This window comes from Paenibacillus thiaminolyticus (genome assembly GCF_007066085.1).
GTDB classification, from domain to species: Bacteria; Bacillota; Bacilli; order Paenibacillales; family Paenibacillaceae; genus Paenibacillus_B; species Paenibacillus_B thiaminolyticus.
In genome coordinates this window covers 5,366,172-5,382,241 of record NZ_CP041405.1, presented here as the reverse complement: position 1 = coordinate 5,382,241, position 16,070 = coordinate 5,366,172, and the positions used below count along the sequence as shown (strand labels likewise).

The following is a 16,070-nucleotide window of genomic DNA, read 5'->3' as shown; positions in this document are numbered from 1 at the left end:
TGTATGAGACAGAGTCCAGAGTGTAACGGCACATGTGCACATTCGGCCCGCTTCCTCCCATAACCCGGCGGATCGCTAAGATGTGCAAAAAGCCGCCAGTTGGCATCTGGCGGCTATCTTGTCTAACCGGCGTATCGGCCGCAAGCTAGCCGATCGCAATCCAGGATACGCAGCCGAACGGCTGTGACTGTGGATCTTTACGGTGTATTTCCAGAACGGCGCTGTGCGTTGCTTGCGATTTGAGCACCGCATGGCATTCCGGGTGGTTGGTCATCGCGACAAGAACATATTGATTATTCGGGAACGGCTCATCGAAGGCAATCCGGACGTCTACCCGGTCTGTCTCCCCCTGGAGCAGAAATGCGCTCATCCCGAATTGCTGCAAAGCTCCGGCGCGCGGCATCGCAGTGCGCACGGGAACGAAGGAACAGGACTCCGGTGTAACCGTTCCGGGCTGGGGCACGATCGAAATCAAGACTCCCTCTTCCAAGTGCTCAGACCGGATGCTCCCCGCTGCGATATGTTGGCCGGCTATTTCTCCTTCGCCGATATGGCGGCTCTTCACTTCTCCTGTCCCGAGATGTAGGCCGGTTACCTCACCTTCGCCAATATGATGGCCCACTACCTCGCCTTCAGCGATGTGATGACCTTTTACTTCTCCTGCTCCGATATGTTGACCGGCTATTTCTCCTTCGCCGATATGGCGGCCTGTTACTTCACCTGCCCCGAGATGTTGGCCGGTTACCTGACCTTCACCAATATGACGGCCCACTACCTCGCCTTCAGCAATGTGATGACCTTTTACTTCTCCTGCTCCGATATGATGACCGGATATTTCTCCTTCGCCGAGATGGCGGCCTGTTACTTCACCTGCCCCGAGATGTTGGCCCGTTACCTGACCTTCACCAATATGATGGCCCACTACCTCGCCTTCAGCAATGTGATGACCTTTTACTTCTCCGGCTCCGATATGTTGACCGGCTATTTCTCCTTCTCCGATATGGCGGCCTGTTACTTCACCTGCCCCGAGATGTTGGCCGGTTACTTCTCCTTCGCCGATGTGGCGGCCTGTTACTTCACCTGCCCCGAGATGTTGGCCCGTTACCTCACCTTCGCCAATATGGCGGCCGACTACCTCGCCTTCAGCGATGTGATGACCTTTTACTTCTCCTGCTCCGATATGTTGACCGGATATTTCTCCTTCGCAGATATGGCGGCCTGTTACTTCACCTGCCCCGAGATGTTGGCCGGTTACCTGACCTTCACCAATATGATGGCCCACTACCTCGCCTTCAGCAATGTGATGACCTTTTACTTCTCCTGCTCCGATATGTTGACCGGATATTTCTCCTTCGCCGATATGGCGGCCTGTTACTTCACCTGCCCCGAGATGTTGGCCGGTTACTTCTCCTTCGCCGATGTGGCGGCCTGTTACTTCACCTGCCCCGAGATGTTGGCCCGTTACCTCACCTTCGCCAATATGGCGGCCGACTACCTCGCCTTCAGCGATGTGATGACCTTTTACTTCTCCTGCTCCGATATGATAACCGGCTATTTCTCCTTCGCCGATATGGCGGCTCTTCACTTCTCCTGCCCCGAGATGTTGGCCCGTTATCTCGCCCTCGGCAATATGACGGCCGCTCACTTCTCCGGCTCCGATATGTTGGCCCGTTACCTCGCCCTCGGCGATATGACGGCCGCTCACTTCTCCGGCTCCGATATGATGACCCGATATCTCGCCCTCGGCAATATGACGGCCGCTCACTTCTCCCGTTCCGATATGATGACCCGTTATCTCATTCTCGGCGATATGGCGGCCGCTCACTTCTCCGGCTCCGATATGTTGGCCCGATATCTCATTCTCAGCGATATGGCGGCCGCTCACTTCTCCCGTTCCGATATGATGACCCGATACCTCACCCTCGGCGATATGGCGGCCGACTACTTCTCCGGCTCCGATATGTTGGCCCGCTATCTCGCCCTCGGCGATATGGCGGCCGCTCACTTCTCCGGCCCCGATATGTTGGCCCGTTATCTCATTCTCGGCGATATGGCGGCCGCTCACTTCTCCCGTTCCGATATGATGACCCGATACCTCACCCTCGGCAATATGACGGCCGCTCACTTCTCCCGTTCGGATATGTTGGCCCGTTATCTCGCCCTCGCCAATATGGCGGCCGCTCACTTCTCCGGCTCCGATATGTTGGCCCGACACCTCACCCTCGGCGATATGGCGGCCGACTACTTCTCCGGCTCCGATATGTTGTCCCGTTATCTCATTCTCGGCGATATGGCGGCCGCTCACTTCTCCCGTTCCGATATGATGACCCGATACCTCATTCTCGGCGATATGGCGGCCGCTCACTTCTCCGGCTCCGATATGTTGGCCCGCTATCTCGCCCTCACCAATATGACGGCCGCTCACTTCTCCGGCTCCGATATGTTGGCCCGCTATCTCGCCCTCGCCAATATGACGGCCGCTCACTTCTCCGGCTCCGATATGTTGGCCCGCTATCTCACACTCGGCGATATGACGGCCGCTCACTTCTCCGGCTCCGATATGATGACCCGATACCTCATTCTCGGCGATATGGCGGCCGCTCACTTCTCCCGTTCCGATATGTTGGCCCGCTATCTCATTCTCGGCGATATGGCGGCCGCTCACTTCTCCCGTTCCGATATGTTGGCCCGCTATCTCGCCCTCGGCAATATGACGGCCGACTACTTCACCGGCTCCGATATGATGACCCGCTACCTGGCCCTCGCCAATATGATGGCCGGTGACCTCGCTTGCTCCGATATGCTCACCGGCTATCTCGCCATCAGCGATATGACGGCCGGTCACTGCACCCGCACGGATATGATTGCCTGCTACCTCGCCCACAGCGATATGGCGGCCTTTTATTTCTCCCGTTCCAATATGGTGGCCGACTACTTCGCCCTCGGTGATATGGCGGCCTTTTACTTCTCCGGCCCCGATATGCTCACCGGCAATTTCCCCCTTGCCGATATGATAACCCGCGACTTCGCCTTCAGCGATATGACGGTCCGTTATTTCGCCTGCTCCGATATGCCACCCGGATACCTCACCCTCGGCAATATGACGGCCGGTCACTTCACCCGCTCCGATATGACGACCCGCTACTTCGCCCTCGCCAATATGATGGCCGGTGACCTCGCCTGCTCCGATATGCTCACCAACTACCTCGCCCTCAGCGATATGACGGCCGGTCACTTCTCCTGCTCCGATATGATGGCCCGCTACCTCGCCCTCAGCGATGTGACGGCCGGTCACTTCTCCTGCTCCGATATGATGGCCCGCTACCTCGGCCTCGCCAATATGGCGGCCGGTCACTTCTCCTGCTCCGATATGATGACCGGCTATCTCAGCCTCGGCGATATGATGGCCGGTCACTTCGCTCGCTCCAATATGCCGGCCCGCTACCCCGCCTTCGGCGATATGACGGCCAGTGACTTCGCCCGTTCCGATATGCCGGCCCGCTACTTCGCCTTCGGCGATGTGACGGCCAGTGACTTCCTCTGCTCCAATATGATGACCAGCTACTTCTCCTTCCATGATATGGCGGCCGGTGATTTCGCCTGCTCCGATATGCTGGCCGATTACCTCGCCTTCAGCGATATGACGGCCGGTCACTTCTCCTGCTCCGATATGACGACCCGCTACTTCGCCCTCAGCGATATGGCGATCCGTTATTTCTCCTGCTCCGATATGCCATCCGGATACCTGGCCCTCGGCGATATGACGGCTGGTGACTTCCCCTGCTCCGATATGCTCACCGGCTATCTGGCCTTCAGCGATATGGCGGCCGGTGACTTCGCCTGTTCCGATATGGCGACCGGCGACCTCACCCTCGGCGATATGGCGGGCTTTTACTTCGCCTGCTCCGATATGATCGCCGGTTACCTCGCCTTCAGCGATATGACGGCCGGTCACTTCAGCCGCGCCGATATGATGACCGGCTACCTCGCCCTCGGCGATATGGCGGCCGGTTACCTCGCCAGCTCCGATATGATGACCGACGACCTCCCCTTCAGCAATATGCCGCCCGGTGACTTCTCCCTCGCCGATATGCGATGACGCTACCTCGCCCTCGGCGATATGGCGGCCTTTTACTTCACCCGAACCAATATGCCAACCGGCCACTTCGCCCTTGGCGATATGATGGCCTGTGACTACACCCGCACCGATATGCTGACTGGCTACCTGACCCTCCGCAATATGGTGCCCCGTTACTTCGCCCGCAGCCATATGGCTGCCGAGCACGGCTCCGCTCGAAATATGCTCGGACTGGACGGCCCCCGTGCCGATATGCTCACTGGCGACCGCTTGCGGGCGGATATGCCGCCCCTCCACCGCGGCTCCCTCCAAATGTGAGGAATTGATGGCCTGTTCCTGCAGATGAGTCGAGCCGACACTGTGAGGAGCCAGCTTCTCTGCCGTAACCGCCCCGGCATGCAGCATCTCCGACGCGATCGAATCTTCCGGAATCACAACGGCCTCCGCCGGCTTCGGCGTTATCGCAGAGGTTAGCAGCTCCATGACCTCTTCATTCAAATGCGAGAAGCCGACCGTTCCATCTGCCAATTGATCGCTTCCGATCGCATTTGTCTCAATATGGTCGCTGCCAATGGCACCAAGCTGCACATGAGACGATTGAACTGCGCCGCCTGCCAGCTCCGTGCTGCCAATGGCTCCCGGTTGCACATGATCACGTGCGATGCTGCACATATCCAGCTTGCTGCTCGTCACACAGCCGTCACCCAGGCTCCGTTCCGTCACGGCTCCGTCCTGAAGCATATCCGCACGAATGCTTGCAGCCTGCAGATGCTCCTCTCCGATTGTCTGCTCCCGCAAATGATGCGGAAGAACAGCCCCTTCGCTTAAATGAGCGGATACAATCAAGCCGGGCTGGAGATGCTGGCTGTCAATCATACCCAGCTGCAAATGATGGCCGCCGATTGCAGCCTGCCGGATATGCTCGCCGGTAATCGCGTTCTTCTGCAGATGCTCGGCTTGAATCGCTCCGGAGGCGACATGGTGGCTTTGCACCGCGCCTGCTGAGAGATGGCCGCTGCCGACAGCGCCTTCCGCTATCGCCTCGCCGCTGACCGAGTCGGAAGCGAGATGCTCGCCGGACACCGAACTGGCCGAAAGATGCTCCGAACGGATCACTTGCACCGCAATATGACGGGAGTGAACCGCATCGTCGGCCAGATGGCTGGCTTGGATGGCGGCATCCGCCATATGTCCGCTCGTCACAGCCCGAGGTTGAAGCTTGCTCCCGCCCAGACTTCCCTCCGGGATAAGATCGCTGGAGAGCACATCAGCGCCCAAATGCGCCATCGTAATCGTTCCTTTGCGCAGATGGTACCCCTGAATCGACTCTGCCTGCATATGCTTGCCGGATATCGCTTCCAGCGCCACATGCTTCTCCGTGATGGACTGGGGAGCGATGCTGGCCGCAGTTACGCTGTCCTCCTGCAGCATTCCTGAAGATATCGATTTCGGCTGAAGCTGCTCCTCGCCAACAGAATGCGCGGCCAGATGGACGGACCGGATCGCTCCTTCCCGTACATGGTGAGATCCAATCGAACCGGGAGCCACCTTCAAGCCGGTGACAGCTTCCTCCGCCAGATGATCGGTATCTACACTTGCCGCTTGGAGATTCCGGGCCGCCACGCTGTCATCTGCCAATTTATCTCCTGTAACGGCCGCATCGACGAGATGATCGGACCCGATGCTCCAGCCTGCGAGATGCTTGGCGTGAATGGATCCCTCAATCACGTGTTCGCTGCCTACGCTGGCTGCATCAAGCTGAACCGAACCGATGCTCCCGGGATGCACATGCTCCGCGCGAATCGCTGATTCTTGGATCGTCGCCCCTGAGACCGAATCCGGCTGCAGTTGCCCCGCCCCTACCGAATTCGGTGCGAGATGCTGCGCCTGCACGCTCTCGTCAGCCAGAGTGTCGGACGTGACGGCTCCAGCGACAAGATGTGCCGTTGTCACGCTGTTCTCCGCCAGTTTGTCTGCGGTTACGCTACTGTTCGTCAGCTTGGCGGTGGTGACGGACAAATCACTCAGTTTATCGGTCGATACGCTCTCCGGAGACAATTTCAAAGATGTAATAATATGGTCAGCCAGATGATGGGAATAGATAACCCCCGTCCCGATATGGCGCTCACAGACGGCATTCACCGACAGCTTCTCGCTCGTGACGGCCTCGGGAGCCAGCTCGGTAGACTGGATGGACTGCGGATAGATATGTCCCGACCTGATCGCTCCAGTGGCAATATGCTCCTCCTGCACCGCCTGGGGGCCGAGCGCTTCCGGGCCGACCGCTCCTTCCGCCAAATGATGCTGCTGCACACTGGCATAGGCCAGCTTCTCCGACGTGACGCTGGCAGCTCCCAGCTTCCGGGCTATAACCGCTTCATCCGCCAGTTGATCGGACGATACGGCGCCCGGAGCCAGCTTGGCTGTGGTGACCGCTTCATCGCCAAGATGCCGGCTCTCGATAGCCTGGTAGCCTACATGCCGGCTTTCCACCGCTTGATCCGCAAGATGCTCGCCATGAACCGCTTCCGGCATAAGATGAATTCCATTTACAGCACCGGGGGCGATGTGTATCTCATTGACGGCCTCTTCCGCGATGTGAAGGGACTCAACTGCCTGAAGAGCCAAATGCTGCCCGTCAACCGATTGCTTCCCGAGGTGCCGGGAACGAACCGCTTCATCCGCCAGCTTCGTCGACAGCACGCTTTGATCCGCCAGCTTGGAGGAGGTGACCGCGTGCTCGACAAGCTTCATCGTGCTGACGGATTGATCCGCCAGCTTGGCGGTGGTAATGACTCTATCGGCCAGATGACGGCTGCTGACCTGTCCTGGGCCGATATGCCCCTCGCGAATACTATCTTCTGCCAGATGACGGGATTGCACCGCCTCGTCAGCTAGCGGCTCGCTGGTGATGCTCTTGGCTTCAAGCATCGCTCCGGAGAGCGTGCCAAACGCGATATGAGTGCTTTCGATCTGCCCGGGGCCGATATGACGGCTCTCCACCGCCTGCATTCCGATAGCGCGGCCTTCAACGGCCCCTTCGCTGAAATGGCGCGCGTCGATGCTGCCTGGCGCCAACTTGTCGCCGGTAATTGCCCCGGCGCGCAGCTTGGAGTTCGTAACCGACTCAGGCGCCAGCTTGGAGGCGTCAACCGATTCGTTCGCCAGATTTTCCGTGCGAATGGCACCGCTGCGGATTTTCTCCGCGGTAATCGCTTGATCTTGAATCAGATTGCCTGAAATCAACAGCTCGCTCAGATGCTTCGCTTGGATCGATCCTTCCGCGATCTTGGACGAATCAATCGTTTTGTCCGCCAGCTTCTCGGAAGTGATACTGCCGTCCTTAATTTTCTCCCCTGTAACCGAGCGGTCGCGAAGCTTTCCCCCGGACACGGCATTGCGTATTAAATGCTCCCCAGCGATCGAGTTGGGTGCAATTTTCGATCCGGTTACTGCCTCCTCCGCTATTTTCAGGGACGTAACGGCATAGTCAATCAGCATGTCGGTGCCAATACTCTCGCGCCGCAGCTTCGATCCGCTGATCGAATAGGCGGCCAGCTTCTCCTCCGTGACCGCTTCATCCGCAATATCATCGGTATAGATAAAGGCGGTCGATCGCGCCGAACTCCGCTTCTCTGCCAGCAGCTTCTCTTTCGCCTTGCGGGTATCGGCAGCCTGGGCAGCATGGGCTTCAGGCTGAGCAGCCGGAGACGGCGGGGGAGTGGGGGCCGCCGGTTCATCCATGCCTGACCGTGCGGCAGCATCGCGCGCCGCAGGATCGGTCGGCAGCGTCCCCGCCATGCTGAATGCCGACGTATAAGTCGGATAATCCTCCTTGCGCGATGGCCGTTCCTCTTCGCCCGCTCGGGAACGTTCCGTACCAGCATACCGCTTCGCAGTGCGATCATTGCGGCGGCTGCTCCCTCCTTGACGGGACGTTGGCCTTCCCGGCGCTATAAGATCATCTGTCCCTTCGGCTCTGTCCGGTTCATCCTCAGCGGGCGGGTTCTCGAGGAGCGGCAATTCCTCTTCGGTCTCTGCCCCCCCCGTCATGACTTCCAGTTCCTCCCCGATCCGGTCGTCGTCATAAAGGTCTCTCTCGGATATAGCCGTGATCAGCGGAGGCGAATTCTCTCGCTCCGACTCTACGGCTTCAAGGGCAGCCAGCGCATTAACGCTTGCTCTATCGGAATCGTCCGGCGGATTCTTCGTTGAATTAAGACGGTCCAGCAGCGATAACTCCGACTGGTTCGGATTATCGACAAAGTATAGCGGCTTTCTGGGCGATTTCTTTGATGGCTTCTGTCCCTTGGTTGTCCGCTTTTCATTTTTCCTTTTCATGTGCTCTCTCCTTTCCGTTCTATGCCCAACATATAGAGCATCATATGCGTTATAGGCTCATATCGTCACTCGCCTATTTGAGGTATTGACATGTCAAGGAACGGACAACCCACAGAGATTCCTCGGGCAAGGCTTACATCAGCCGAGGTAGTCAATGAAGCTGGCCCAGCGCTCCGCCGTCTGCTTCCAAGTGAACGAATTGCGCACATGCCGGTCAGCGGCCTCTCCCATCTGCCGGAGCGCTTCCCGATCCCGCAGCAGCCGGACAATGGCCGAAGCCAACCGGACAGGCAGACGGTACGGCGGGACGAGCAGTCCGGTCTCTCCATTCCGGACGACTTCCTGAATCCCCCCCACCCTGGATGCCACGACCGGGACTCCTGAAGCCATCGCCTCCAGATTGACCAGTCCGAACGCTTCCCGGCGCAGCGACGGAACCGCAAGAAGGTCGGCCAGCGCGTACCAAGCCGGAACCTCCTCATGCGGGACATAAGGGACCATCCGGATATGATGCGGGTACTTGCGCGCGAACCGTTCCAGACGGCGCACATACGCTGTCTTCCAATTCAAACCGTAAGAAACGCCCCCGACAATGACGAACAGTGCCCGCGGATGCTCACGGATGACTCGGGGTACAGCCTGCAGCAGCTCCCAGACGCCTTTTTGCGGAATGAGACGGCCGACATACAGGACGATGTCCCGCTCTGCCCATCCGCGGATCCGTTTCCCTTCCGTGTAACGCCGGATCCCTTCTTCGGTCCAGCGCGACGGGAAGCGCTCGGCGTCCACGCCGAGCAAATTGACGGCCGTCTTCTCCCTGCACCCAGGACATACCCGTGTCACCTGCTTTTCCAAATAGCGGCTGTTCACAAATATCTGATCGGCAACAGACAGCGCCCGCCGGAGCCCAGGCGGCGCAATCGCCTTTCTGTGCATGAAGGTGGTGGAATGAAGCTGCAGCCAAATGCGAGCGTGCGGAAAATGCCGCTTCATTAGCGGAATGTATCGGGGACGGTTCTCGATCTGAATAATATCGGGCCGGAACTGAGCTATGCACCGCATCGCTTCATGCACATACAACCGCAAGGAGGCCGATCTGATCCGTTCAACTTTGACGCCGCGCACCCATTCCGACTCGGCCTGCCCCGGCCATCTTCGGCCGTACACGCGAATATCCGCACAGGACGACACGAGACCGGTAACATTCTCGATAACTCGCTCCACCGAACTGCTGGAACCTGACGGATAAGGATAGGATCCTGGCGTTAGGATTGCAACCTTGTGCATACAGCTTTCTCCTTTCTAATTGCCTCGTCTGACATGTCGGCTTGCGGGCTGACGGGTCTGCAGGCGAGCCGCCGGCCAAGCCGGGGCCTTAATTTGGACTAACCTCCGTCTACACTCGTCCACTCGTAGCCGATAGCTCGTTCATACAATACACCAGCGACAGCGAGTCAGTAGATCACTAGTTCAGAGGAGGTGATTCCATGCCAGACAACCGCATCGGCATCCTGTTCAATTCGAACATGCTGCGGGGATTGCTGCGGAACAAGACAGGGCATGAAGCCATTGCCTTCTACGAGGAAGCCGGCAGGCTCCACGGCGTTATTCCGTGCTTCATGCGCGTGGAAGATGTGAATGTGAAGCAGATGGAAGCTGTTGCATATATAAAAGACGGTACGGGCTACGCCAGACGACGCATCCCCGTTCCGTCCGTCATTCATAACCGGGCTATCTATTTCCATTCCGGGGCGCATGCACGAGTCCGGTCGATGGTGAACCGCGGCACGGTTATTTTCAATCAGGTGAATCGATACGGAAAATGGAAGCTCCACGTGCTGCTCCAGCAAGATCCCGAACTTGTGCCTCATTTGCCTATTACGACGCTTGCCCGGCCAGGCAACGTTGCGGCATTGATGGACGGCTACGGCGCTATCGTGCTGAAGCCGGACAACAACAGTGTCGGACGCGGCATTATGAAGCTGGAGCGCAGCAGCACCGGCTGGACCATTGTCTATTCCTGGCGAACAGCCGGCGGATCGAGAAGGTGGAGGAAGGCCAAGCTCCCGGGGGGAAAGCTGCCGCGATTCGTGCTTGCCCAACTGCGGCGGACTCCCTATCTTGTACAGGAGCTGCTACCGCTCGCCCGGCACCACGATCGTCCCTTTGATTTGCGAGTCTCTGTTCAACGCGACGGAAGCAGAGAGTGGCAGATTACGGGAATCGTCGGCCGGGTCGCGCCTCAGCATACCTTCGTTACCAACGTTGCACAGGGAGGGACAGTGCATCAGCTTGAAGAGCTTGTTGCCGCCGGTGTACCGCATTGCTCCGTCTTAGAGGTGGTGGAGCGCGTCAACGCATTCTCTCTTCATATCGTGAACCGGCTTTCCCTCAGCTTGCCCCATATGGCCGATGTCGGGCTCGATATCGGGTTGACGTCCGACGGCAAGCCTTTGTTCATTGAATGCAACGGACGCGATCAACGCTACAGCTTCCGCGAAGCCGGGCTATACGACATTTGGAAGGCCACTTACAGCAATCCCATCGCTTACGGGGCCTCTCTTCTGCAGAGTTAGTCAAGCGGCGGCGTATGGATTATCATATTGAAAAAACAGGCGTTCTGTGTCAAGATAATCCACAGAAGGGCGGTTTGCGCTCTTTTCTGCGGAATACAAATATACAGGGCGCCTGTCCCGCTCCCGGGAGAAAGGGCACCTGCCACTAGGTGATGAACAATCATGAAGAAACGATGGATGCGCCTCCTGACCGAATTATCCTCGCGCAAATGGGTATCGCGTACAGCCGGCCGCGCGGCAAGCTCAGGATGGAGCCGCCGATGGATTCCTTCCTTTGCCAAGACCTATAACATACAAGTAGACGAGGCGGAGAAGCCAATGTCTGAATACCGAACGCTGAACGAATTCTTCACCCGCCGCCTGAAGCCGGGAATGAGGCCGCTTGCTGCCGGCGACGATATTTTGCTTAGCCCGGTGGATTCGCTAATTACCGGAATGGGTCCGATACAGCAAGGCACGATTCTCAATGTCAAGGGGCAAGACTACATGCTGGACGAGCTGCTGCACCGTTCGCCTTACCAGCAGAAATACATGCATGGCTACTATTTCGTGCTCTATCTCAGCCCTACTGACTATCATCGCATTCATTCGCCGGTCACCGGGAAGCTGGTGGAGAGCGAGCACGTGCCGGGCAGGGTGTATCCGGTGAATGACTTCGGGCTGCGCCATATGCCTCGCGTGCTGAGCCGCAACGAACGGTTGATTACGTATCTTCGCCATGCACATGGCGAGGTGGCGGTCGTGAAGGTCGGAGCGCTGAACGTAAGCAGTATCCACTATGCAGACGGAGCGCCGCTTCCCGCCTATGAGCGGGGGCAGGAACTCGCCTATTTCGCATTTGGATCGACCGTTGTTCTATTGATGGAGAACGGTACATTTGAGCCGCGGAGCGATTTGACTGTCGGCTCTATCGTGAAGATGGGAGAAGGCTTGGGCCGGCTTCAGGGCGTACCGGCCAGTCCGCGAACAGGGGAAGCTTGATAGGCCCCGCAGCAGAATGAAGGCCGCTTGTCGATGAATGGAGCAACGTTCATCACAAGCGGCCTTTTCTCTATTCCGTCAACGTATTTCAGAAGGGCTTCGCCCTGTGTACTGCTTGAACTGCCTGCTGAAAAAAAAGATATCCCGGTATCCGAGCGCATCCGCCACTTCCGTTACATTCATCCCCGCATGGTGCAGCAGATGCTCGGCCCGTTCAATGCGGGAGCGGATAATATACGTTTGCACTGAGGTACCGATCAGCTCTTTGAATTTGACCGAGAAATAACGCGGCGACAATTGGGCGCGCTGCGCCAAATCCTGAATACGGTGATTGGCCCCCGGATTTTGCCGGATATAGTTGGCAATCTCATGAATCGCCTCGGACAGATGATAGCTTGTCTTCCGTTCCCCGGTTCCTTCGCGATCGATGCGCAGGAGATGAATCATCAACTGCTTGAGGACCAGCTTCGCCTCTTCCTCCGCCCCGTAGGATCGGGACAGGAACAAGCGGACGTAACGGGCCAGCAGATGCTCAAAATCGACAGTCTCCTCCAGAACACGGTATGGTTCGGGTATCTCGTAGACAGGACCTTCCACGTCAAAATGGATATACGTTAGCGTCAGCGGCTTCTGAGCATTGTGGGAAGCGACCGTATTGTCTCCTGGCCGGAAGAGGAAGCAGCTGCCTTTGCTGAGATGATACGATACATCATTCAACTGCAGCTCTCCTTCTCCGTTCCATACATAAAAGAGATCATAATTCGGCATCGCATTCTCACGCTTATGCCATTTCCAATTCGGCTCGCATGTTATCTTCGCGCAGGCCGGCTTAATGACGTATCGATTCGGTTCGGCGTTCAACACGGATGGTTCCTCCCTCCTTCCCGGATTCCATTCGGGAATTCTCTATAATAGTTAATGTATGGCAGCTCATTCAACGCCTGTTACCATTTGCACTATTCTACTACAAATCGCTTCATGAACACAATCTTGCCGGCCGCCGCTCTGTCGCCCTGATTGGGTCATATTCGCTCCACCCCCGTGACGAAAGCGGAAATTTGATGATATAATGGGAAAAATCAATCTAGAATGATGTTGGAAGGATGGACGAAATGAACCCACTGGCTCAGCAATTGAATGACACGATTCAAAGAGACAACCCGAACATTCACGCCATGCTTTCGCGCCTCGGCCGCCAGATCTATTTCCCGAAGGAAGGCATATTAAGCCAATCCGCAGAAGCGGGGAGCAAGGCGAAGCAATTCAACGCGACGATTGGCATCGCGACGGAAGGCGGCATCCCGATGCATCTGGACGTCATCCAGGATACGCTGTCTGCCTACAACCCGAAGGATATTTACCCGTATGCCCCGCCGGCAGGCAAGCCGGAGCTCCGCAAGCTGTGGAAAGAGAAGATGATCAAGGAGAATCCTTTGCTTGCTGACAAACTTATCAGCATGCCGATCGCGACCAATGCGTTGACGCACGGATTAAGCATTGTCGCCGATTTGTTCGCCGAGGAAGGCGACGTCGTCATTATGCCGGATAAAAATTGGGAGAACTACGAGTTGACCTTCAACATCCGCCGCGGGGCCGAGATGGTCTACTATCCGTTGTACGACGGCAACTGGAAGTTCAATAGCGCCGGGCTTCGTGAGGCGCTGTTCGCCCATCGTGACAAGGGCAAAGCCATCGTCGTGCTGAACTTCCCGAACAATCCGACCGGATATACACCGGGCCGGGAAGAGGGCCAAGCGATCGTCAATGCCATTCTTGAGGCGGCGGAAGCCGGCATGCGTCTCGTTGTCGTGACGGATGACGCTTATTTCGGCTTGTTTTTCGAGGATTCGATGCATGAGTCCCTTTTCTCGTCTCTCGCTTCCCTGCATCCGAACGTGCTGCCGGTCAAGGTGGATGGAGCGACCAAGGAAGAATATGTATGGGGCTTCCGTGTCGGGTTCATCACCTATGCCGCAGAGTCGGAAGCCGTGCTCGCGGCGTTGGAACAGAAGACGATGGGCATCATTCGCGCGACCATTTCAAGCGGCCCCCATCCTTCCCAGACCTTCGTCCTGCGCGCCCTGCAATCACCGGAATTCGAAGCGCAGAAGCAGGAGAAGTACCACATCATGAAAGCGCGGGCCAACAAGGTCAAATCGCTGCTCGATAGCGGGAAATACGGGGATGTATGGAGCTACTATCCGTTCAATTCCGGATACTTCATGTGCCTCAAGCTGAACACTGTGCCAGCGGAGCAGCTCCGTACCCATTTGCTTGACGCGTATGGCGTCGGGACAATCGCGCTTGGCGACACCGACTTGCGGGTTGCCTTCTCTTGCATCGAGGAATCCGATCTCGAGAAGCTGTTCGATACCATTTATCAAGGCGTGCTTGATATTAGCCAATAATAACTGCGTGACCTGTGCGCGCAGATGACGAAGAAGCCGGCAGCCCGATATGCTGCCGGCTTCGGCATGAAAAGGGAGGAGAACCCATATGAGAGTGCCCCGGATTGGCATCGTCGGCTTGGGAAGCATTGCGCAGAAGGCCTATTTGCCGGTGCTTGGCCGCGCCGAGGCATGGACGCTCGTCGGCGCCTACACGCCGAACGAAGCGAAGCGCCTCGCCGTATGCGCCCAGCATCGGATAGCGCCGTACGCGAGCATCGGACGCCTCGCTGAGGATTGCGACGCCATGTTCGTTCACAGCTCGACGGCTTCCCATTACGAGATTGTCGCCGAGCTGCTCCGGCGCGGCATCGATGTCTATGTCGACAAGCCGCTTGCCGCCACGCTGGAGCAGGCGGAGGCCTTGGCCGAGCTAAGCGAGAAGCTGGGGCGCACGTTGATGGTCGGCTTCAACCGCAGATTCGCCCCGCGCTATGAAGCGTTGGCCTCGGAAGCGGCACAAGCCTCCTGGATCCGCATCGAGAAGCACCGCGCCGGCAAAGTGAAGCCTGTTCCTTACCTGGACACGCTGCTGGACGATTATATTCACGTCATCGATCTGGTGCGCCATTTCAGCCGTGCATCCGGCGATGGGCTGCGTTGGACAGGACGGGTTTATATTAATTCGCAGGGGCATTTGCTCGATGTCCATCATCTGTTCACGCCCGCCGATGGTACAGGCCCGTCGATTTTTGCAGGCATGCACCGCCACGCTGGCATCGATGTAGAGCGGGTCGAACGGATCGGCCCCGTATCCACCCATCGGGTGTGCAATCTGACCGAACTGACGGTGGAAGAGAACGGAGTAAGCCGCATCGAATCTGCGGGATCATGGACTTCCGTGGCGAAGATTAGAGGCTTCGAGGATGCGATTCTGCACTTTATCAGGTGCATCACCTACGGCGGCCGGCCCCTTACCGATGGCCGGGAAGCCTGTGAGACCCAGGCGCTTGTCCACGCCCTGGCTGCAGAAGCGGTCGTCGCGGACGAGAAGTGACAGCGTGCTTCCATTGGGGGGCAAAGCGGCGGAAGGGGGACGAGGCAGCGGAATCCTGCGTTTATACAGGAATTTACTTTCTTTTAGCTGCTATCTGCTACAATTCCTGCCAGGCTGTTGAGAAAGTCCGAGGGATTTTGTGGCACTTCATTTTTTGTGTGGTGAATCTCGTCTCTTAATAGAAAAAATCGATTTAAAACGCTAATGGGTCCAAGTTTTGAGCAGGAAAATGGACAATCTCCACCCCTTCGTAAAAAACAGGGGATTTCCAACGGCCTGAAAAGTGCACCATTTCCCTAGACACGTCTATCCGGTAGGCGAAATCCGCAAAACTGCACAATTTCTACGCCTATTCGGTAAGCGAAATCCTGCGCAAATACAGCAATTCGATATGGACGACTTGACCAGAAAGGGAATCCTGCAAAACTGCAGGAATTTCACCCGTTTCGCTTCGGCCTGAAGCAAAAGGGCCTAAAATGATGTAGATTTGCAGCAAGTCCTCGGGATGTGGACTCATTGAGCCGAAATTCCTGTAAAATAGCAGCAATTGCCTCCACACGTTCAAGTCCCAGGAGGCAACGATGCCTCCAGAATTCAATGATGCTTCCTGAAGGCAATGATGCCCCCAGGATCCGACGCGGTCTCTTGGA

Annotated in this window: 7 protein-coding genes; 4 read left to right on the top strand and 3 right to left on the bottom strand. The window is 57.2% G+C overall.

The annotated features are described in order from the left end of the window. Positions 1 to 145 precede the first annotated feature (145 nt). Positions 146 to 8,419, bottom strand: coding sequence for a WIAG-tail domain (locus FLT43_RS23835; protein ID WP_115057720.1), 8,274 nt, complete (start codon positions 8,417 to 8,419; stop codon positions 146 to 148). A 138-nt stretch (positions 8,420 to 8,557) separates the two neighbouring features. Then, positions 8,558 to 9,706, bottom strand: a complete 1,149-nt coding sequence (locus tag FLT43_RS23830; protein WP_087441193.1) for a glycosyltransferase family 4 protein — start codon at positions 9,704 to 9,706, stop codon at positions 8,558 to 8,560. A 200-nt stretch (positions 9,707 to 9,906) separates the two neighbouring features. Here FLT43_RS23830 and FLT43_RS23825 point away from each other — a divergent pair, with 200 nt between their 5' ends. Beyond that, entirely contained in the window at positions 9,907 to 10,995 is a 1,089-nt protein-coding gene (locus tag FLT43_RS23825) for a YheC/YheD family endospore coat-associated protein (RefSeq protein WP_087441194.1), read from the top strand. Between the two features lie 162 nt (positions 10,996 to 11,157). Then, positions 11,158 to 11,976 carry an archaetidylserine decarboxylase gene (gene asd, locus FLT43_RS23820; RefSeq protein WP_087441195.1) on the top strand — a complete coding sequence of 273 codons (819 nt, stop codon included), beginning with the start codon at positions 11,158 to 11,160 and terminating at the stop codon, positions 11,974 to 11,976. A gap of 78 nt (positions 11,977 to 12,054) precedes the next feature. On the opposite strand, the gene FLT43_RS23815 is transcribed toward asd, so the two are convergent. Further along, positions 12,055 to 12,840, bottom strand: coding sequence for a helix-turn-helix domain-containing protein (locus tag FLT43_RS23815; protein WP_087441196.1), 786 nt, complete (start codon positions 12,838 to 12,840; stop codon positions 12,055 to 12,057). 248 nt (positions 12,841 to 13,088) lie between these two features. Between FLT43_RS23815 and FLT43_RS23810 the strand changes: the two genes are divergently transcribed. Together FLT43_RS23810 and FLT43_RS23805 are read left to right on the top strand one after the other, a co-directional pair. Further along, positions 13,089 to 14,384, top strand: coding sequence for an aminotransferase class I/II-fold pyridoxal phosphate-dependent enzyme (locus FLT43_RS23810; protein WP_087441197.1), 1,296 nt, complete (start codon positions 13,089 to 13,091; stop codon positions 14,382 to 14,384). A gap of 88 nt (positions 14,385 to 14,472) precedes the next feature. After that, positions 14,473 to 15,420 carry a Gfo/Idh/MocA family protein gene (locus tag FLT43_RS23805; protein ID WP_087441198.1) on the top strand — a complete coding sequence of 316 codons (948 nt, stop codon included), beginning with the start codon at positions 14,473 to 14,475 and terminating at the stop codon, positions 15,418 to 15,420. Positions 15,421 to 16,070 lie beyond the last annotated feature (650 nt).